This window comes from Streptomyces sp. Pv4-95 (assembly GCF_045782725.1).
Lineage (GTDB): Bacteria > Actinomycetota > Actinomycetes > Streptomycetales > Streptomycetaceae > Streptomyces.
Genome location: NZ_CP127172.1, coordinates 1132110 through 1151423, shown reverse-complemented (window position 1 = coordinate 1151423; position 19314 = coordinate 1132110). Strand labels below are relative to the sequence as shown.

Sequence of the window (19314 nt, the reverse complement as noted above, 5' to 3'; positions counted from 1 at the left end):
TGACAGGGGGCGGCCGGCGGGCGGCGGCGCCTCGAACGGCCGGTGCGGAAGGGATCGGGCCCGTCGGGTCCGGGCCGTGCCGCCCGGCGGGCGATACGGCACCTGCGGCCGAACGCACCGGCCGTCCAGGTGATTCATACGGATATGTGGCCGCACGGGTGTAGCGCGCAGCAGGTGACGGCAAGAATAACTGCGCTCTGCCGCGCCACGCCCGCAGGTTTCCTGTCCTGGCGGGCGCCGAAGCCCCTTGTGGGCCGGGCGCATCACGAAGCAACTGACGGGCCGTGAAGGTGGCGCACGGCCCTCGCGCGATGCTCTGCGCCGCGCGGGGGTCCGGGCGCCCTGCCGAGGGACGTGGCGTGCACGCGACTTCGGCCAGGGCGGGCGCTCGTGCCTCCTCCAGGTCCGCTCACCCCCACTGCCCGCCCACCCCCACAAGAGGTTCCGAGTTGAAGCACACGAGCGCACCCACGCGTCACTCCGTCATCATCGGTACGGGTGTGGCGGCTGTGATCACTGCCGCCTTCACCCTGCAGAGTGCCCACGCCACTCCGCCTCCCGCCCCCGACCCGTCGTCGGCCACCGCGGCCGCCCAGCGCGCCAAGGCCATCGGCACCACCCTCGGCGCCGACCACGCGGGCTCCTACTACGACGCCACCCGCCACAAGCTGGTCGTCAACGTCACCAACGAGAAGGCCGCGGGCAAGGCCCGCGCGGCCGGCGCCGAGGCGAAGGTCGTCAAGCACTCCCTCGCCACGCTGGAGCAGGCCCAGGCGACCCTGAAGCAGAAGGCGGCGGTCCCCGGCACGTCCTGGGCGATGGACCCGAGGACCAACAAGGTGGTCATCGTCGTCGACCGCACGGTCAAGAGCGCCGACCTGGCGAAGCTCACCAAGGTCGCGTCCTCGCTGGGCGACCGGACCGCCATCAAGAAGTCCACCGGCACCATCAAGCCGCTGATCGCCGGTGGCGACGCCATCTGGGGCGGCGGCGCGCGCTGCTCCCTCGGATTCAACGTCACCAAGGGCGGCGAGCCGTACTTCCTGACCGCCGGGCACTGCACCAACGAGTCGCGCACCTGGGCCGCCACCCAGGGCGGCGGCGAGATCGCCTCGACGGAATCCAGCAGATTCCCCGGGGACGACTACGGGCTCGTGAAGTTCACCGCCAACACCTCGCACCCCAGCGAGGTGAACCTCTACAACGGCGGCACGCAGCCCATCGCGAGGGCGGGCGAGGCGATCGTGGGCCAGATGGTGCAGCGCAGCGGCAGCACCACCCAGGTGCACGCAGGCAACGTCACCGCGCTCAACGCGACCGTCAACTACCAGCAGGGCACCGTCGACGGACTCATCCAGACCAGCGTCTGTGCCGAGCCCGGCGACAGCGGCGGCCCCCTCTTCGAGGGCGACACCGCCCTGGGCCTGACCTCCGGCGGCAGTGGCAACTGCTCCAGCGGCGGCGAGACCTTCTACCAGCCGGTGCCCGAGGTCCTGGAGAAGACCGGGGCGCAGATCGGCTGACCTGCGCGGCAGGCGAGGCGGCGCCGCACCGCGACGCCACGCCGCCGCCCGCCGCCGTCCCGCCGCCGCCCGCGGCGGTGGTCCGTTGGCCTTCCCTTGGCCCACCCCATGGGGAAGATGCTGTACCAATGGCCCAGCCATCCGGGCGTCCCTTGAGCCAAGGGACGCCCGGATGGTCTGATGTTCCCGTCGATGGCGCTGCGGATCCCCGCGGCGCCTTTTTCATGCGGAAGACGAGGGGGCGCGGAGGCCGTGCTGAAGAGGATGTTCGTGGCGCCGGACCCGGGGCGGCTGCGGCTGCGCAGCTCCGCCCGCGCCGTGCTGGGCATCGCGCTGGCCGTGACCGTCTCGGGTCTTGCCGCCCACTCGCTCGTCGCCGCGATCGCGGGCGGGCTCTCCGCGCTGCTCGCGCTCTTCACGGTCACCGACGCCACCGTCCGGGGACAGGCGGTCACCACCGCACTGCTGCCCGCCGTCGGCTTCCCTGTGCTCGCCGTGGCGACGGTCCTGCACGCGCATCCGCTGCTGCGGGATGCCGCGTTCCTCGCCGTCGTGTGCGCCGGCGTGTACGCGCGCCGCTGGGGCCCCCGGGGGCACGCCCTGGGCGTGTTCGCGTTCATGACCTTCTTCATGGCGCAGTTCCTCCAGCCCGCGCCTGCCCGGCTGCCCGAGCTCTACGCCGCCGTGGCGCTGTCGCTGATCGCCTCCTCCGCGGTCCGCTTCGGCGCCTGGTGCTACGAACGGCGTCTGCCGCCGCCCGCCGTCCCCGCGCCGCACCCCGGACGAGGTCTGGCACGCACCACCACCCGCCAGGCGATCCAGGCGACCGCCGCCTGCGCCTTCGCCCTGGGCGCCGGCCAGATGCTGTCCCAGGACCGCTGGTACTGGGCCGTCGGCGCCGTCTGGTGGATCTTCGTGAACACCGCCTCCCGCGGCGAGACCCTGGTCCGCGGCTTCCGCCGGGTCCTCGGCACGGTCGCCGGAATCGCCGCCGGGCTGCTCATCGCGATCCCGCTGCACAGCGCCCCGGCACCGACGGCCGTGATCGTCGCGGTATGCGTCTTCGGGATCTTCTACACGGCCGCCGTCTCGTACTCCTGGATGATGTTCTTCGTCACCGTCATGGCAGGACTGCTCTACGGCCTGCTCGGTGTGCTGCACCCCGGCCTGCTCGCGCTCCGCTTCGAGGAGACCGCCGTCGGCGCGCTCGGCGCCGCGCTCGCCGTCGTCCTCGTCCTGCCGATCACCACGCACTCCGCCACCGACGCCTGGATCCAGCGCGCCGTGCACTGCGTACGGGACTGCACCGCCGCCTCCGCCCGCCGGCTGGCCGGGGACGCGGCCGCCGACCCGTCTCCGCACGTCGCAGAACTCGAACTGCTGCTGGGCCGGGTCCGGCTCTCCCTGGTCCCGCTGCTGCACCCGCTCAGCCCGTTGCGGCACCGCAAGGCGCGTGCCCGCCAGGTCATGAGCTGCCTCGACGACTGCGCCGCGCAGGTCAGGGGACTCGCCGAGGTCGCCGCCGACCCGGCCGCCTCGCACGACGCCCGGCTGACCGCCGCCTGCCAGCGCGTCGAGGCCGTCGTCGGCGCCCTCTTCGCACCGGGAGCGGAGCCCGCCGCGGCGCCCACCGCGCTCGGACCCGCTCCGCACCACCACCCGGGCGCCGAGCGCGCCCTGGCTCATCTGCACAGCCTGGAGTCCGCCCTCACCGCCCTCGCCCACCCGGTCCGCAGCTCCCCCCGGGCACCCTTCGCCGCCTCCTGAAGCAGGCGCCGACACGCCCCCTTGGGTGCGGGTGTCAGCCATCGCCCGAGGAGTCCCGCTCCCGGCTGTTAGCGTCGCCCGAGCAGCTCAACCGGCAACGGGCGAAGGGCGGACCTGGTGGGGGCGACGGACAGTGGCCGACGGGCGTACATCGGATCGTTCACGACGGCAGGCGGCCGCGGTGTCACCGCCGCGTCCGTCGACCCGAGGTCCGGTGCGCTGACCGCGCTGCGCTCCACCGACGCTCTTCCCAACCCCTCCTACCTGGCGCCGAGCCCCGACGGCAGGTACCTCTACGCGGTCAGCGAGATGCCCGACGGAGCCGCCGCCGCGTTCGCCCTCACCCCCGAAGGACCGGCGCTGCTCGCTCCGGCCACCCCGGTGGACGGCGCCGACCCCACCCACCTCACCCTCACCGCGGGGCACCTCGTCTCCGCCAACTACAGCTCCGGCAGCGTCAGCACCGTGCCCCTGCGCGCGGACGGCACGCTCGGCGACCGCGCCACCGTCCTCCGGCACGAAGGAAGCGGCCCGCGGACCGACCGTCAGGAGGGCCCGCACGCGCACGCGGTGCTGCCCGACCCCACCGGCCGCTGGGTGCTGAGCGTCGACCTGGGCACCGACTCGGTCCGGGTCTGCGCCCTCGACACCGCGAGGGGGGCACTGACCGTCCGCGAGGAGGTCCCGCTGCGCCCCGGGAGCGGCCCGCGCCACCTCGCCTTCCACCCGCGCGGCGCCCGCGCCTACGTCGTCAACGAACTCGACCCGACGGTCACGGTCTGCCGCTGGGACGCAGGCCGGGGCTCGCTCACCCCGCTGGGCGAGACCTGGCTGCTGCCCGACGGGGCCTCGGCCGTCGGCACCTATCCCTCGGAGCTGGTGGTCTCCCCGGACGGCCGGTTCCTCTGGGTCGCCAACCGGGGGCACGACAGCATCTCCGTGCTCGCCCTCGGGGCGTCCGGGGACACCGCCACGCTCGTCACGACGGTGCCGTGCGGCGGCCACTGGCCGCGGGACCTGGCCCTGCACCCCGGCGGCCGGCATCTTTACGTCGCCAATGAGCGCTCCGGCGACGTCAGTTGGTTCACCGTCGACCAGGAGGCCGGCATTCCGACCCCGGCCGGATCCGTGACCGCCCCCGCCGCGTCCTGCGTGGTGTTCACCTGACATTGCCCGGGAGTTCCCCGTCCGAGGCTCAGGCACCCCGCATCCTCATGACTGCGGAAAGCGGCCTCCGAAGTAGACCTGGGTCTCGGTGATCCGGCTCCCGCGCACCGTCAGCACCTCGACATTGCGGTGCCGCGCGCCGGTCTTCAGCTCGTACTCGTAGCGGATGAAGACGTTGTCGGCACCGTCGCCGGACGGGACGACGTCGAGCAGCTCCTGGGAGCGCAGGCGGTCCGCGGTGGGGAAGCACCTTTCGAGGAACGCGGCCTTGTCGATGTGGTCGTCCTGCGGACTGGTGAAGACGAAGTCCTCGGCGAGCAGGCGCTCCATCGCCGCCCGGTCCTGGGCGAGATAGGCGGCGAAACAGGCGCGGACGACATCGGCGCTGGACGACATGGCGTGTCCTCTCGTGGGGCCGCAGGGCCGTGTACGGAGCGCCGGGCGCCTGCGGCCCGGCCTCGAACGTGGACTCCGGCCGGCATGGGAACTCATCGGTCGGTTCGGCAGGAGGGACGCAACCCCCTGGGGGCGCCGCACACGGGCGCGCGGACCTCCGGGCACATTCACCCCGTCCGTGGGCGTCCCGAGGCGGCAGAGGGGCGTATGTGCCGCTCAAGGGTATCGAGCGAGCTGGACGCCGCCGGTGAACACGCAAGGGCCGCCCCGCGCGTCGGCGCGAGGCGGCCCTTGCTCGATGTGCGTTCGCTCCCGTGTCCTAGCGGGCGGGTGCCGCCTGCCCGGGCGGCTGCAGCGTGATGCCCAGCGCCGCCGCGTAGTTCGACAGCACCAGCCGGCCCACCGTGCCGTACGCCCCGAGCGGCTCCGCCGCGGCGCAGCCCGCCTCCGCCGCGGCCGCCCCCACAAGGCCGTCGGCGATCTCCGGACCGATCAGGTACGGGGCCAGCGCCAGCTGCTGCGAACCGGAGCCGCGCAGCTGCTCCGCCGTGCGCGAGATGGCGCCCTCCTCGTCCAGGGCGGCGGCCAGCACCGGCACGGCGAGCCGCGCCGAGAGCAGCATGCCGGTGATCCCGGCGGCCTGCACGGCCTCCTCGCCACCGACGGTGGCCAGGATGATGCCGTCCGCCGCCGTGGCGACGGTGAACAGCCGCGCGCGGTCGGCGCGGGCCAGGCCGGCCTCGGAGAGCCGGACGTGCAGCGCCTCGGCGAGCAGCGGGTGCGGGCCGAGGACATCGGTCAGCTCGGCGCCGGAGCCGCTGTTCATCATGGCCTGGCGTATCCGCCGCAGCAGGGCGCTTTCGGGGCCGGCCAGCAGCGGTACGACCACGGCGGCGGGGCCGGGGTCCGCGTGCTGTCCGTCGTTGCCGATCCGCGCCCGCTGCTCGGCGGCGGCGCGGGAGAGCACCGCCTCCAGCGACGGGAACTCCTCGTCGCCACCGTCGATGTAGCCGATCCGGGCGTCGAGGCCGGGCAGCTCGGAGCGGGCGATGCTGGAGACCTCCTCCGCCAGGCCGCGCGTCGCGGCGGAGGGGGTGCCGGGTACGGCCAGCACCAGGGCGGGTGCGCCCTCGGGTGCGGCGAGGGGCTCCGGCTTGCGGTGACGGCCGGACTGCCGCGCGCGCGGCATCCGTACAGGCAGACCGGGTGCGGCTCCCGGGCTCGGGGAATCGGCGTCAAAATGGGGCGTGCCAGGTGCGGGCCCAGTGGGGGAACTCATGGCGCCGCATGCTAATGCCTCCGACCCACCCGGCGCCGAGGGAGGGTTCCGTCGAGCGGTATCCGTCCCGATTTATCCCGCGCGTCACGGTGGTGCGTTCACCCCACAGGGCATGTGATCTGCAACAACCTCGCGTCCGAGGGCAAAACCAGCCGTCCGCCCGCCAGCGCCGAGGCGATGACCAGGGCTCCGTCGAGCGGGCTGCCCGCCGCCTCCGTCCGGACGGCTTCCGGCAGCCGCTCGGCGAGCGCCGCACGCAGCGGGGAGAGCAGCACTTCCCCCATGCGGAACAGACCTCCCGTGAGCGCCACCCTGCTCGGCCCCGGCGGGCAGACCGCGGCCGCCGCATCGGCGACATGGCGCGCTGCGTCGCCCAGGATGCTCTCGGCCACCGCGTCCCCCTCGGTCGCGCACCGGGCCACCTCGGGTGCGAAGGAAGCCAGCACGGCCGGCCGGTCGGACCGCGGGTAGAGCCGGCTCGGCAGTCCGGTGACGGGACCGAACACGGCTTGCGCACGCGCCAGCAGGGTGTCGGAACCGCCCGGCCTCCCGTCGTGCGCGCGCATCGCCGCCTCCAGCCCGGCACGGCCGATCCAGGCACCGCTGCCGCAGTCGCCCAGGAGGTGCCCCCAGCCGTCGGCGCGGCGCCAACCGCCCGCCGGCGTCAGGTCCGTGCCCATCGCGATCATGCCGGTGCCCGCGGCGACCACGGCCCCCGGCCGCTGGCCCAGTGCGCCCGCGTACGCGGTGACCGCGTCCGCCGCCAGGGCGAGATGCCGTACGCCGAACGCGGAGGCCAGCGCCCCGGGCAGCCGGGTGCGCAGATCGTCGCCCAACGTGGCCATCCCGGCCGCGCCCACGCAGACCGCGGCCACGTCCCCGCCGCCCGCCGTACGCGTCAACTCCTCGACGGCGGGCAGGAGTTGCTCCAGCAGATGTCCGGCGTCGATGCCCGTCGGGCCGGTGCGGACCGGCTGGTCGCAGACGCGCGTGGCCACCGGCCGGGCATCGGGGTCGTCGGCGCGGGCGACGGCGAAGCGCAGCCCGGAACCGCCCGAGTCGACGCCCACGACGAGCCGGCCGCGGCCGGCGGACTCGGGCTCACCCAAAGCCGCGGGCATCCTGCTTCAGGGCGGTGTCGACGGTCAGTGCCGTGGCCACGACCAGACTCAACAGGGGGTCGGGCAGCTGCCGGTGGATCTGCAGGACGTAGTTGTCCGCGGTGGTGAACATCGTCTTCGCCAGGCCCTCCCAGGTCTTGGTGATACGGGCGACCTCGGCGTCGGTGTGGTCCACGATCGCGAAGTTCCAGGCGCGCCAGTTCTCCGCCTTGATGGCGCCGATCTGCCGGCCGTTGACCATGATCGCAAAGTTGATCTTGCCGATGGCGTTCTGCTGCACGATCTCGCCCACCGGCTGACCGTCCGGGCGCTCCACGATCACCTTCGACTTGATGATCTTCGCGGGCCGGGTCAGCACCAGCTGCGGCTGACCGTACGCGTCCCGGATCTCCAGCTTGTGGGTCATGTACTGATCGAGGCTGGAGACCACGCGCAGCACCTTCTTCGCGGTGCTCTGGCCGACCTGCACGACCGCGCCGAGGGCGTTGCCGTGCTGGTCGAAGACGCCGTACTCGTTGGTGACCTCGATGAGCTTGGCCTTCTGGTTCACCACCAGCACCGGCTCGGTGAACAGGCTGCCGCCCCCCGGGCCCCCGGGAGCCGCACCGGCAGGCTGCTGCGTCTGCTGCGGCACACCGGCCGGAGGCATGCCGGGCTGCCCCGTCATCTGCTGGGGATACGGCTGCTGCGCAGGCTGACCGGGCGCCTGTTGGGGGTAGCCGTAGCTCTGCTGTCCGTACGGCATCCCGCCCTGCTGCGGGGCCTGTGCCGGCTGCTGCTGGGGCGCGTACTGCGGGGACATCTGCTGCGGCGCCTGCTGCTGCGCGTACTGCTGGGCGGCTTGCTGCGGTGCCTGTTGCTGAGGTGCGGATTGCTGCGGGGCCGACTGTTGCTGAGCCGGTTGCTGATGGGGCGCCTGCTGGGGCGCCTGGTTCGGGGCGGGCGAGGGTGCCTGCTGCCCCGGGTGGGTGTGCTCGGTCCACCGTGCCCCGTCCCACCAGCGCAGTTGGTGGGGGGTGCCCTGAGGGTCGGCGTACCAACCCGCAGGGATGTTCGCTTGTGTCATGCGGGAACACTATCTCCCGGGGTCAGGGCAGCCTCCAGTCCACGGGGCGGGCGCCCTGCCGCGCCAAGAGATCGTTCACTCGGCTGAACGGCCGGGAGCCGAAGAAGCCCCGATCGGCCGACATGGGGGAGGGGTGCGCCGACTCGACCGACGGGAGGTCGCCGAGCAGCGGCCGCAGATTGCGCGCATCGCGTCCCCACAGCACCGCCACCAGGGGCCGGCCACGCGCCACCAGCGCCCGGATGGCCTGTTCGGTGACCTCTTCCCAGCCCTTCCCGCGGTGCGCGGCGGGCTTGCGGGGTGCCGTCGTCAGCGCCCTGTTCAGCAGCAGCACCCCCTGGTGCGTCCATGGGGTGAGGTCGCCATTGGACGGCCGCGGCAGGCCCAGGTCGGAGTGCAGTTCCCGGAAGATGTTCTCCAGGCTCCCCGGCAGCGGACGCACATCGGGCGCCACGGAGAAGCTGAGGCCGACCGCATGCCCTGGGGTCGGGTACGGATCCTGGCCGACGACGAGTACCCGCACCTCGTCGAAGGGTTGTTGAAAGGCCCGCAGCACATTGCTGCCGGACGGGAGATATGTCCGTCCCGCGGCGATCTCCGCCCGCAGGAAGTCGCCCATCGCGGCGATCCGTCCGGCGACGGGCTCAAGTGCCTTGGCCCAGCCGGGTTCGACGATGTCTTGAAGAGGTCGTGCAGCCACGGGATCACCCTACTGGCCGTACACCGCCCTCCTTCAATCGATGGCCCGGGCCTTCCGTGGGGTCGTGCTCCGGACCGCGGAGGGGATCTTTCCGCGTCGCCCTCCCAGCCGTTGCCCGGCCGGCAGTGCTGATCCCCAACTCATCTGTGGTGAGCGGCATTCCAGGTCGCGAGGTGTCGCTCGATCGCGACCTGGTGAACCGGTTCGCGTCGCGGCTCCGCCCCACCCGAGGGCCGTGCGCGGCGGTCTCGCGCGCTCACCCCACCACGGCGGCTCGCACACACAGCACGTCCGGCAGATGGGAGGCGAGCTGCTGCCAGCTGTCGCCGTCGTTCGCGCTCGCGTACACCTCGCCGTTGCGATTGCCGAAATAGACGCCCGCGGGGTCGGCGTCGTCCACGGTCAGCGCGTCTCTGAGCACCGTGCCGTAGTGGTCCTCATCGGGCAGGCCGGCGTCGAGGGGTTCCCAGGACTCTCCCGCGTCGTCGGTGCGGTACACCCGGCAGCGGTGGTCCGCCGGCACCCGGTCCATATCGGCGGTGATGGGGAAGAGATAGGCGACGTCCCCCCTCCGCGGGTGGGCCGCCACGGCGAATCCGAAGTCCGAGGGGAGGCCGCCGCCGATGTCCGTCCACCGTGCGCCGGCGTCGTCGCTGCGGTAGACGCCCCAGTGGTTCTGCAGATACAGCCGGTCGCGGTCCACCGGGTCCTGGGCGATCTTGTGGACGCACTGGCCGAACTCGGGATGTTGATCCGGCAGGAAGACCGCCTTCACGCCGTTGTTCGACGGGGACCAGTCCGCCCCGCCGTCCACGCTGCGGAACACACCGGCGGTCGAGACCGCGACGGTCACCGCATCGGCGTCCCGCGGATCGGTGATCACCGTATGGACGGCGAGCCCGCCGCCACCGGGGACCCACTTCTCCCGGCTCGGGTGGTCCCAGAGCGCCCGCACCAGGTCGAAGGTCTCGCCGCGGTCCTCGGACCGGAAGAGGCCGCCGGGCTCGGTGCCGGCGTACACCACATCCGGGGCCGCGGGGCCCGCCGGATGCAGCTGCCACACCCGCTCCAGCGAAGTCCCGGTATAGGGCGGGTACTTGACGGCGGGCCTGGCCGGTTCGTGCCAGGTGTCGCCTAGGTCGTCGGAGTGGAAGACCGAAGGGCCCCAGTGTGCGCTGTCGGCTCCGGCAAGCAGCCGGGTCGTCGCGCGGCGGGTGTCGATCCCGAGGGAGTAGACCGCCTGCGCGGGGAAATGCGGGCCGCCCCAGCGCCAGTCGCCGCGCCGCCTCCGGCCGATGAACAGCCCTTTGCGCGTGCCCACCGCGAGTAGTACGTCAGTCATGCCGGACACCTCCGGGACGCCGTTGTCTCAGACAGTCGTCAGTCTGCACCCGACCACTGACAATGGCGTCCCGGATGATATTCGTGCAGGTCAGACGGCCCGGTGGTACGGATTGGGCACATGCGTGCCGGCGCCCAGCTCGCGCGCCGCCTGCTGGGCGAAGCTGGGGGAGCGCAGCAGCTCCCGCCCGATCAGCACCGCGTCGGCCTGACCGTCGGCGATGATCTTCTCGGCCTGCCGCGCCTCGGTGATCAGACCGACGGCGCCCACCGCGAGACCGGCTTCCCGCTTGACGCGCTCGGCGAACGGCACCTGGAATCCGGGCGCTGCCTCGATCTTGGCGTCCGGTGCGTTGCCGCCGGTGGAGGTGTCGAGCAGGTCGATGCCGTGGGCCTTGAGTTCGCCGGCGAAGCGCACGGTGTCCTCGGCGGTCCAGCCCTCCCGCTCGTCGGCCTCGTTCTCGCTGAGCCAGTCCGTCGCCGAGATCCGGAAGAACACCGGAAGGTCCTCGGGCCACACCGCGCGGACGGCGTCCACGACCTCCAGCGCGAAGCGGGTCCGGTTCTCGTACGAACCGCCGTACTCGTCGGTGCGCCGGTTGGTGAACGGGGAGAGGAACTCGTTGATGAGGTAGCCGTGCGCGCCGTGGATCTCGACCACCTCGAAGCCGGCCGCCCGCGCGCGGCGGGCGGTGGCGGCGAACTGCTCGACGATCTCGCCGATCTGTGCCGTCGAGAGCTCCGCGGGAGTCGTGGACTTCTCGTCGAACGGCACCGGGCTCGGGCCCACGGGCGTCCAGCCGTGGTCCTGGCCCGGCGCGAGCGCGGCGCCGCGGTCGACCCAGGTCCGCTCGGTCGACGCCTTGCGGCCGGCGTGCGCGATCTGAATGCCGGGCACCGTGCCCTGGGACTTGAGGAAGCCGGTGATGCGCCGGAACGCCTCGGTCTGGGTGTCGTTCCAGAGCCCGAGGTCGTAGGGGCTGATCCGGCCTTCCGGGCTCACCGCGGTGGCCTCGGCGAGGATCAGCCCCGTCCCGCCCGCCGCGCGTGCGGCCAGATGCTGGAAGTGCCAGTCGCCGGGCGCGCCCTCCGCGGGCCCCTCCGGCGCCGCCGAGTACTGGCACATGGGTGCCATCCAGAGGCGGTTCGGGATGGTCAGCGAGCGAAGGGTGATGGGCTCGAACAGTGCGCTCACGGCAGGCTCCTGTACGTGACGGCGGGGCGGGCTCCGGACGGACCCACGCTCATACGATAGGAGTCGTACTACGGTGGATGTCAAACTACGAAAACCTTCGTACTACCGCGGCGGGTGGGGCGGAAGCGGCCCCGGACCGTCGCGGTTCCCTCGTCTGCGCCGGTGGCGTGGCAGGTCAAGGGGCCACTGGCTACGCTCGCCGAGGGGGCCGGCCACCTGACCTCAGGAGACGTTGATGACGCAGGTCCCCGAACCGCGAGACGTGCCCCCGCGTCTCGTCACCGGCGCGTTCATTCTCAATTCCGGACTGAGCAAGTTGAAGGCGGACGAGGCGACCGCGCAGGGCCTGCACGGCATGGCCTGCGGGGCGTACCCCTTCCTTCGCAAGCTGGAGGCCGAACGCTTCACGCGGCTGCTGGCGTTGACGGAGATCACGGTCGGGGGAGCGCTCCTCGCCCCCTTCGTACCGACACCCGTCGCCGGGCTGGCGCTCACCGGCTTCTCCGGCGGCCTGGTGGGCCTGTATCTGCGGACGCCCGGAATGCGGGAACCCGGAAGTGTGCGCCCCACCCAGGACGGTGTCGCGCTGGCCAAGGACTCCTGGATGCTGGGCATCGGTCTGGGCCTGCTGGCCTCCGGGGCGCGGTGGGGCTGCGCGGGCAGGTCCCGGCGCGGGCGGGGGTGCGGGCGGCGGCGCGGCCGGGGCTGGTGCCGTCGCTGACGGTCGGCCGGGCCCCCCATGGGCGGCGGATCTCGGTAGCCGGCCGGCGGTCGGGTCGCGGGCGCATGGAAAGATACGACGGGTCTCGTACAATGGCGCTGCGGGCGGCGCCCCGCCACGCGTCGAGCTGGCCCTCGCGGTAGCAGCCGAGAGGCCGGGACGATCGACGCGGATGCCGACCGAGCCGTACGTCAGGAGCCCTCATGCCGACCGATACGACGTCCGTGGTCGCCGCGCCCGGCTCCCGGGCGCTGGAGCACCCGGCCCGTGGGGACATCCGCCTCGCCGACGTTCTGCATGCGCTGGCCGACCCGGTGCGGATGCGGATCGTCCGCGTGCTCGCCGCCGCCGAGGGGGAGCTGAACTGTGTGGACGTCGAGCTCCCGGTCAGCAAGTCGACCTGCACCCACCACTTCCGGGTGCTGCGGGAGTGCGGCGTCATCCAGCAGAACTACCGGGGCACGGCCAAGATGAACGGGCTGCGCCGCGCGGATCTGGACGCTCTCTTCCCCGGTCTCATCGACGGCGTCCTCAGGGCGGCCGAGCTGGAGACCGGCCGCCTCGGCGACGCCTGACGCCGAACCGCCGACCCGGCCGGATCTGCGACGCGGCTCCGCCTGCTCGGCGGATTCCGGCGACGGCACGCGGCGCCCGTTGCCTTTCGGCGCCCAGGGCGACTCACCGGGCCGCGCCCTCAGACCTGCCGTCCGGAGCGCCCGTAGAGGGCGTACCCGCGGCGCCCGTTGAGCCCGCGGCGCCCAACAGCCTTTCCCAGTCCGGGAGTTTGACCGTCCCGCGTCCGAGCTGATGCCCCCACGCCGCCTCGGCCGCCTCGATACCCAGCCAGCCCGTCCACGGGACCGGCTGCTGCCCGGCCTGCCGCAGCGCCTCCACGGGGTCGTCGGCCACCTCGCGTCCGGCCAGTGCGGCGGCATCCTCCAGCAGCGACATCGCGGTCTCCTTGGCGCACGGCCGGTTGGTGCCGATCACGCCGGTGGGGCCCCGCTTGATCCAGCCCGCCACATACGCTCCCGGGTACGGCGTCCCGTCCGGCAGCAGTACCCGCCCCGCCAGATGCGGCACCGTCCCGCGCTTCTCGTCGAACGGCAGCCCGGCTTGCGGAGTGCCCCGGTAGCCGACCGAACGCAGTACCAACTGCGCCTCGATGTCCTCGAATACGCCGGTGCCCACCACTCCGCCGAGCCCGTCGGGAGTCGTCCGCTCGAAGCGGACCGCCCGCACGCCGGAGGCGGCATCTCCCAGCATTTCGACGGGGCGCAGGAAGAACCGCAGGTGGATGCGGCGCCGACGGCTCGCCTCGGCCGCCGCGGTCGGCTCCGATGCCGCCGCGGCCGTCGCGGTCGGCTCCGATGCCGGTGGTTCCGCCCAGCCGCGCAGTACCTCGACATTGCGCCGTGCGGCGGCCGGCAGCGCCCCGGGGTCGCGATACGCGGGGTCCAGGGCGAGCTCCTCCGGCAGCACCCGGACCTCCGCCCCCGGCAGCGTGGCGAGTTCCCGTAGTTCCTTCGTCGTGAACTTGGCCTGCGAAGGGCCGCGCCTGCCGATCATCCAGACATCCTCGACGCGGCTGTCCGCCAGTGCGCCGAGAGGCCCGTCCGGCATGTCGGTGGCGGCGAGTTCCGCGGCGCCGCGGGCCAGAATGCGTGCCACGTCGACGGCCACATTGCCCACGCCGACCACCAGTGCGGAGCGTGCGGCAAGGGTGAAGCGGATGGCCGCGGCATCCGGATGCGCGCTGTACCAAGCGACGAACTCCGTCGCCGGGTGACTGCCGGGGAGCTCCTCGCCGGGGACTCCGAGGTGCCGGTCGGTGGCGGCACCCACGCAGAACACCACCGCGTGGAAGATCTCCCGCAACTTCTCAAGACCCAAATCCGCGGTGCCCACCTCGACATTGCCGAGGAAACGCACGCGAGGGTGCTCCAGGACCCGCCGCAGAGTGCCCTGCAGTGATTTGATCTTCTCGTGGTCCGGTGCGACGCCGTAGCGGACCAGGCCGTACGGGCAGGGCAGCCGGTCCAGGACGTAGACCTCCATGTCCGGTACGGCCTGTTGTTCGACCAGGGACTGGGCGGTGTAGACGCCGCTGGGTCCCGAACCGATCACTGCGACACGAAGCACGGGTGGCTCCTTCCGCGAAGTACCCCCAGCATCCCACCGGCGGGCGTGGGAGGGGAGATGCGCTATCGGGGTTGCTCGCGGTGTGCCAAGCGTGCCGCGAGGCGGGGCCCGGTGAGGTAGGGGCTACGTTTCCCTTGTGTCGGAAAGTGACTTTTATACCGTTAATGACCGATATAGGGCTCAGGGTGTGGCCGCGGAATGGCCTGTCTGGGAGCTGCAGGGTTACGGCTCCGCCGCGCCCGCCCCTGAGCCTGCCTCCCTCGACGATCCGGTCGGGGATCAGGGCCCCGGGGCCCTGCCGCCCCGGCTCGATCCGCTGGGTCCTTGGTTCAGCGCCCGGCTCTCCTTCGCCGACGGCGCCAGGGTCGACGTCCTGGTGGCGGTCTTCAACGACCGCATCGCCGTCGAGGACGTACGCGCGGATCCGCCGCTGACGCTCGACGGGCTCGCCGCGCTGGCCCGCTGGATCGACGGGCCGCTCGACGACGCCTGCCGGACCGCCACCGGCCGGCCTCGAAAGGCACGGCCGGACGAGGACGCCCACCCCTTGGTGAACCCGTGGCAGGCGCGGTCCGAGGTGGAGCCGCCTGCCCGGCGGGAGGGCTGTGCGCCGCGGCCGCAAGGGCGGGCGACCTCGGCACCTTCCGGGAGCGTCGTCCGCGGCGATGGGCCGCTCTGTGGGACGGGCGCGTCGGACGCGACCGGGGCGGGTGTGCCGGACGCGGCGGGTGGTGCGGGCGTCGCGATGACGGAGGTGGCGGGTGCGGCCGGCGCTGCCGGTGCGGCTGCCGAGGGCGACGGATACGGCACCCGGGACGGCGACGGGACCGACGGCCGAGGTGGCATCGGACTCGACACCCCGCATGCCCCCACCGACACTCAGGCTCATTTCGCTGCCGACCCCGAGGCGGCAGGAGCCCAGGGAGACCGCTACGGCGGGGCCCCGGAGGTCATCGAGCCGCTCGCGTCGAACGGGCCGGCGTCAGGCCCCGTATCCGTTGGCGACGCTTCGTCCGACCGGGCGGTCGAGCCGGCCTCCGACCCCCGCGTCACGACCTCCGGCCCCATCTCCGAAGCCCCGTCCGAACCTTCCGACCCGGTGGGCGCTTCCCACGCTTCGCTCGCGTCCGGCCCGTCCGACCCCTCCGGCCTGTCCGACTCTTCCGACCCATCCGAGCCGAACGCCTCGCCCGCGCTCCTGGCCCGGTCGCGGGCCACGGAACGCCGCAGGCTCGCCGCGGACGTCTACCGGGAGGCGCAACGGCAGGGCCGGGACCCGGTGGAGGCCGTCATGCAGGCCACCGGGCGCAACCGCCGAAGATCCTTGAGGCTGATCGCCGGGGCACGCGACGAGGGGTTCCTGACGCCGCGTCACAAGCGTTGACGTCGGGTGCCGCCGCGTCCCCCGACCGGCCATGACCGACGGCGCGACCAACCGCACAGCTGACCCACCGGCACTGCTGACCTACCGGCACAAGCGACCGACCGACCGACCGACACACAGGACCAGCCGCCCGACCGGCGATGGTCCATCAATCCCCCTTGCCCGCACGCATCTTCTGCATCCGGGCGATCTCGGTGCTCTGCTGCGCGATGACGTCGTTCGCCATCTCCTCGACGAGGACGTTGTTGCCCTCCGAGAGTGCATCGGTGGCCATGGTGACCGCGCCGTTGTGGTGGGCGATCATGAGCTTCAGGAAGAGCGCGTCGAACTGTTTTCCGCGCGCCTCCCGCAGCCGATCCAGCTCGGATGCGGTGGCCATGCCCGGCATCTCCGCATGCTGGTGCCCCGGCTGCTTACGCGGACCGCCATTGCGGCTCAACCAGCCCTCCATCGCGCCGATTTCGGGCCGCTGGGCAGCGGCGATCCGCTCCGCCACCCGGCTGACCTGCTCGTCGTCCGCGTGCCGGGCGGCCAGGCCGGTCATCACCAGTGCCTGCCGATGGTGAACGATCATCATCTGGACGTAAGCGAAGTCCGCGGAGTTGGGGGAGTCGTCGCTCCTGGCCTTCTTGGCCTCGTCGGCGGTGAGGGTCTTCGCCGGCTCGCCCGGCTTGCCCGGCGCCACCACCCTCGGGCCGCCGGCATCGCTCGCCTCGGGCGTCTCATCGGACGAACATCCGCTCAACGCGAGGGAGGTGACCAGACCGAGGCCGGCCACGGTGCGGGCGATGACTCTCCTGGGACGCTTCAACGCGCGTACTCCTGTCCACGAGGGGATCTGAACGGAATTCGGTGTTACATCTTCAATCCCCTCTATTGATATGTACATGAGCAGCGCGATATCACCGGGTCCAGGAGCCGTTCACTTCCGAACGGACACTAGGGAGGACCTCGTGACGTCGTTGCACAGACCCCGCGTGCGGCGCAGATACCTCGGAGCGGTGGCCGGGACCTTCGGGCTCGTGGCCGCACTCCTCGCGGCCGGACCCGCGGCCGCGACCCCCGACCCCGGCGACAGCCCCTCCGCAGCCAAGGAGGTGAGCCCCGGTCAGCGGACCGACACCAAGGCCGCGATGGAAGACGGCGACATACCCGGTGTGGACGAGGTCGTGCACAGCGACAACGTCCGCCACCTGACCAACATCCCCAAGCAGGCGCTCCAGGGCACCAATTCCGACCTCGCCTTCCAGGGCAAGTACGCCTTCGCAGGCAACTACGACGGCTTCGTCATCTACGACGTCTCCCGGCCCAAGGCGCCCAAGACCGTGACCCAGGTGCTCTGCCCCGGCGGGCAGAACGACATCAGCGTCTCCGGAGACCTGCTGTTTCTCTCCACGGACTCCTCGCGCAGCGACGACTCCTGCAGCAGCACCAGCCAGCCCGCCACGGAGAAGTCCTCGTGGGAGGGCATGAAGGTCTTCGACATCAGCGACAAGAAGAACCCGAAGTACGTCGCCGCCGTCGAGACCGCCTGCGGCTCGCACACCCACACGCTGGCCCCCGATCGCCGCAACGTCTACATCTACGTCTCGTCGTACTCGCCCAGCGAGACCTTCCCCGACTGCCGGCCGCCGCACGACGGCATCTCGGTCATCAAGGTGCCGCGATCGGCGCCCGAGAAGGCCGCCGTCATCGACTTCCCGGTCCTCTTCCCGGACGGTGGCAACCCCGGGGGCAACCCCAACCCCAGTGTCTCGAAGACCACCGGGTGCCACGACATCACCACCTTCCCGAAGCTGAAGCTGGCCGCGGGCTCGTGCATGGGTGACGGCATCTTGATGGACATCTCCAACCCCGCCGCGCCGAAGGTCATCGACCGGGTCCAGGACAACGTCAACTTCTCGTTCTGGCACTCCGCGACGTTCAACGAGCGCGGGAACAAGGTCGTGTTCACCGACGAACTGGGCGGCGGCGGCGCGGCCACCTGCAACGAGGCGACCGGTTCGACCCGCGGCGCGGACGGCATCTACGACATCGTCGGCAAGGGCGACAAGCGCAAGCTCGTCTTCAAGGGCTACTACAAGATTCCGCGCCACCAGGCCGACACCGAGAACTGCGTCGCGCACAACGGTTCGCTGATCCCCTCCAAGAACCGCGACATCATGGTCCAGGCGTGGTACCAGGGCGGCGTCTCGATCTGGGACTTCACCGACTCCGCGCACCCGAAGGAGATCGGCTACTTCGAGCGCGGCCCGATCTCCACGGACTCGCTGGTCACCGGTGGTTCCTGGTCGGCGTACTACTACAACGGCCACATCTACTCGAACGACATCGCCAAGGGCTTCGACGTCCTGGCGATCGACGACCGCCTGACGGACAGTGCCGAGTCGGTCCGGATGCGCGAGCTCAACGTCCAGACCCAGCCCGACTACCGCTGAGCCCGGCACCGGTCACGCCGCGGCCGGCGCCGGCTACAGCGGCGTCGCGCTCGGCGCCCGTGTCCCGCCGGGCGGCTTCTCGGCCGGCGGGACACCCAACTCCCATGGCAATCCGTATCGTTGGAACAGCTCGGCGCGGAGCCGGGCCTGCGGCATCGGTGCCCCTGGCAGGAGCAGGGGCACCACCGAGCCCATCAGCAGCGCGCGGAGCAGCGGATAGTCGGCGTCCGGATCCGGCGACCCGTACGCCGTGACCGTCTCGCGCAGCAACTGGGCCAGCCGCTGCTGCTCGGGGCACTGGATGAAGCCCTCGGCCGTCAGAATGCCGGCCATGTGGGTGCGCATCAGCAGTGGGTGGTCGTGCGCCAGCCCCAAGATCGCGTCGATGGCGCGGGCCATCAGCTCGTTCCCCGCATCCGGCCCCGTCGGCCGTGGCTCGCGCAGCAGCGCCGCCTCAAGGGTCAGATGCATCAGGCGGTGGACCGCCGACTGCAGCAGCTGACGCTTACCGGGGAAGTAGTACGAGACCAGCCCGCGGGCCGCGCCCGCACGCTGCGCGATGTCACCGAGCGTCGTCGCCTCGTACCCGCGCTCGCCCACCAACTCGACCGCAGCCTGCAGCAGCCGCTCGCGAGAACGCCGCCGCAACTCTTCATTGACCGATGCGCTGCGGGGGGACATGCTGTAACTCCTGCGTTGACTGGCTGAGAGCCAATATACTCAGCGGACCTCCGGATGTCCGCCTGCCTTCGGCGGCGAGAGCCGGTAGGAGCCCCTGATTCGGGCGACGCGGGGGATCGCCCGAGTCGGGGGTCTTTGCCTTTCTGACCTGCGGTTTTGCCGCTGACCTTCGGGCGGATCCCGTTCCGGCCGCCTTCCGGGCGCTTATGCGGAAGTCCACCATCGCCGCCCGCGTGCGCTCTTTCGTCCGGAACCGCACCCGGCGCGCCCTCGCCGCCGCCCGAGCCGCCCGCGCCGCTGGGCCGCCGCTGCCGTACGCCGTCGCCATCCCCCCACCCCCGGGGGTCGTGTCCTGCCTGAATCGCGGCGGACGAATCGTGGAGCTCTCATTGC

The 19314-nt window shown here is 72.1% G+C and carries 17 protein-coding genes; 7 read left to right on the top strand and 10 right to left on the bottom strand.

Features of this window, described 5'->3' with window-relative positions:
- Positions 1 to 449 precede the first annotated feature (449 nt).
- The 3 genes from QOM21_RS05380 (at position 450) to QOM21_RS05370 (ending at position 4457) form a co-directional block, all read left to right on the top strand.
- Positions 450 to 1523, top strand: a complete 1074-nt coding sequence (locus QOM21_RS05380) for a S1 family peptidase (RefSeq protein ID WP_407548575.1) — start codon at positions 450 to 452, stop codon at positions 1521 to 1523.
- Positions 1524 to 1787: 264 nt separating this feature from the next.
- Entirely contained in the window at positions 1788 to 3290 is a 1503-nt protein-coding gene (locus tag QOM21_RS05375) for an FUSC family protein (RefSeq protein WP_407555582.1), read from the top strand.
- 117 nt (positions 3291 to 3407) lie between these two features.
- Positions 3408 to 4457: a lactonase family protein gene (locus tag QOM21_RS05370; RefSeq protein ID WP_407548574.1), complete on the top strand. Its 1050-nt coding sequence runs from the start codon at positions 3408 to 3410 to the stop codon at positions 4455 to 4457.
- Positions 4458 to 4502: 45 nt separating this feature from the next.
- Here QOM21_RS05370 and QOM21_RS05365 read toward each other — a convergent pair whose 3' ends face one another.
- From QOM21_RS05365 to QOM21_RS05335, 7 genes are all read right to left on the bottom strand, one after another.
- Positions 4503 to 4853, bottom strand: a complete 351-nt coding sequence (locus QOM21_RS05365) for a nuclear transport factor 2 family protein (RefSeq protein ID WP_407548573.1) — start codon at positions 4851 to 4853, stop codon at positions 4503 to 4505.
- A 319-nt stretch (positions 4854 to 5172) separates the two neighbouring features.
- Entirely contained in the window at positions 5173 to 6132 is a 960-nt protein-coding gene (locus QOM21_RS05360) for a sirohydrochlorin chelatase (RefSeq protein ID WP_407548572.1), read from the bottom strand.
- Between the two features lie 98 nt (positions 6133 to 6230).
- Positions 6231 to 7253: an N-acetylglucosamine kinase gene (locus QOM21_RS05355; protein WP_407548571.1), complete on the bottom strand. Its 1023-nt coding sequence runs from the start codon at positions 7251 to 7253 to the stop codon at positions 6231 to 6233.
- Positions 7234 to 8319: a phospholipid scramblase-related protein gene (locus tag QOM21_RS05350; protein ID WP_407548570.1), complete on the bottom strand. Its 1086-nt coding sequence runs from the start codon at positions 8317 to 8319 to the stop codon at positions 7234 to 7236. The genes QOM21_RS05355 and QOM21_RS05350 overlap by 20 nt, the downstream gene beginning before the upstream one ends.
- 22 nt (positions 8320 to 8341) lie before the next feature.
- The gene (locus QOM21_RS05345) at positions 8342 to 9019 is read right to left on the bottom strand and encodes a uracil-DNA glycosylase (RefSeq protein ID WP_407548569.1); all 678 of its coding nucleotides are present in this window, start codon (positions 9017 to 9019) and stop codon (positions 8342 to 8344) included.
- 256 nt (positions 9020 to 9275) lie between these two features.
- Positions 9276 to 10361, bottom strand: coding sequence for a WD40/YVTN/BNR-like repeat-containing protein (locus QOM21_RS05340; protein ID WP_407548568.1), 1086 nt, complete (start codon positions 10359 to 10361; stop codon positions 9276 to 9278).
- Positions 10362 to 10451: 90 nt separating this feature from the next.
- Positions 10452 to 11555: an NADH:flavin oxidoreductase/NADH oxidase gene (locus QOM21_RS05335; RefSeq protein ID WP_407548567.1), complete on the bottom strand. Its 1104-nt coding sequence runs from the start codon at positions 11553 to 11555 to the stop codon at positions 10452 to 10454.
- Positions 11556 to 11790: 235 nt separating this feature from the next.
- Here QOM21_RS05335 and QOM21_RS05330 point away from each other — a divergent pair, with 235 nt between their 5' ends.
- Complete coding sequence (locus tag QOM21_RS05330) at positions 11791 to 12276, top strand: hypothetical protein (protein ID WP_407548566.1); 486 nt, start codon at positions 11791 to 11793, stop codon at positions 12274 to 12276.
- A 203-nt stretch (positions 12277 to 12479) separates the two neighbouring features.
- Complete coding sequence (locus QOM21_RS05325) at positions 12480 to 12851, top strand: ArsR/SmtB family transcription factor (RefSeq protein ID WP_407548565.1); 372 nt, start codon at positions 12480 to 12482, stop codon at positions 12849 to 12851.
- 103 nt (positions 12852 to 12954) lie between these two features.
- Here the strand turns inward: QOM21_RS05325 and QOM21_RS05320 are convergent, their stop codons facing one another.
- The gene (locus QOM21_RS05320; RefSeq protein ID WP_407548564.1) at positions 12955 to 14418 is read right to left on the bottom strand and encodes an FAD-dependent oxidoreductase; all 1464 of its coding nucleotides are present in this window, start codon (positions 14416 to 14418) and stop codon (positions 12955 to 12957) included.
- Positions 14419 to 14605: 187 nt separating this feature from the next.
- On the opposite strand from QOM21_RS05320, the gene QOM21_RS05315 reads away from it, so the two are divergent.
- Entirely contained in the window at positions 14606 to 15802 is a 1197-nt protein-coding gene (locus QOM21_RS05315; protein WP_407548563.1) for a DUF6214 family protein, read from the top strand.
- Between the two features lie 148 nt (positions 15803 to 15950).
- Here QOM21_RS05315 and QOM21_RS05310 read toward each other — a convergent pair whose 3' ends face one another.
- The gene (locus tag QOM21_RS05310) at positions 15951 to 16613 is read right to left on the bottom strand and encodes a DUF305 domain-containing protein (RefSeq protein ID WP_407548562.1); all 663 of its coding nucleotides are present in this window, start codon (positions 16611 to 16613) and stop codon (positions 15951 to 15953) included.
- A 142-nt stretch (positions 16614 to 16755) separates the two neighbouring features.
- Here QOM21_RS05310 and QOM21_RS05305 point away from each other — a divergent pair, with 142 nt between their 5' ends.
- A complete protein-coding gene (locus tag QOM21_RS05305; protein ID WP_407548561.1) occupies positions 16756 to 18240 on the top strand; it encodes an LVIVD repeat-containing protein in 1485 nt (494 codons plus the stop codon).
- Between the two features lie 33 nt (positions 18241 to 18273).
- On the opposite strand, the gene QOM21_RS05300 is transcribed toward QOM21_RS05305, so the two are convergent.
- Entirely contained in the window at positions 18274 to 18921 is a 648-nt protein-coding gene (locus tag QOM21_RS05300) for a TetR/AcrR family transcriptional regulator (RefSeq protein ID WP_407548560.1), read from the bottom strand.
- Between the last annotated feature and the right edge of the window lie 393 nt (positions 18922 to 19314).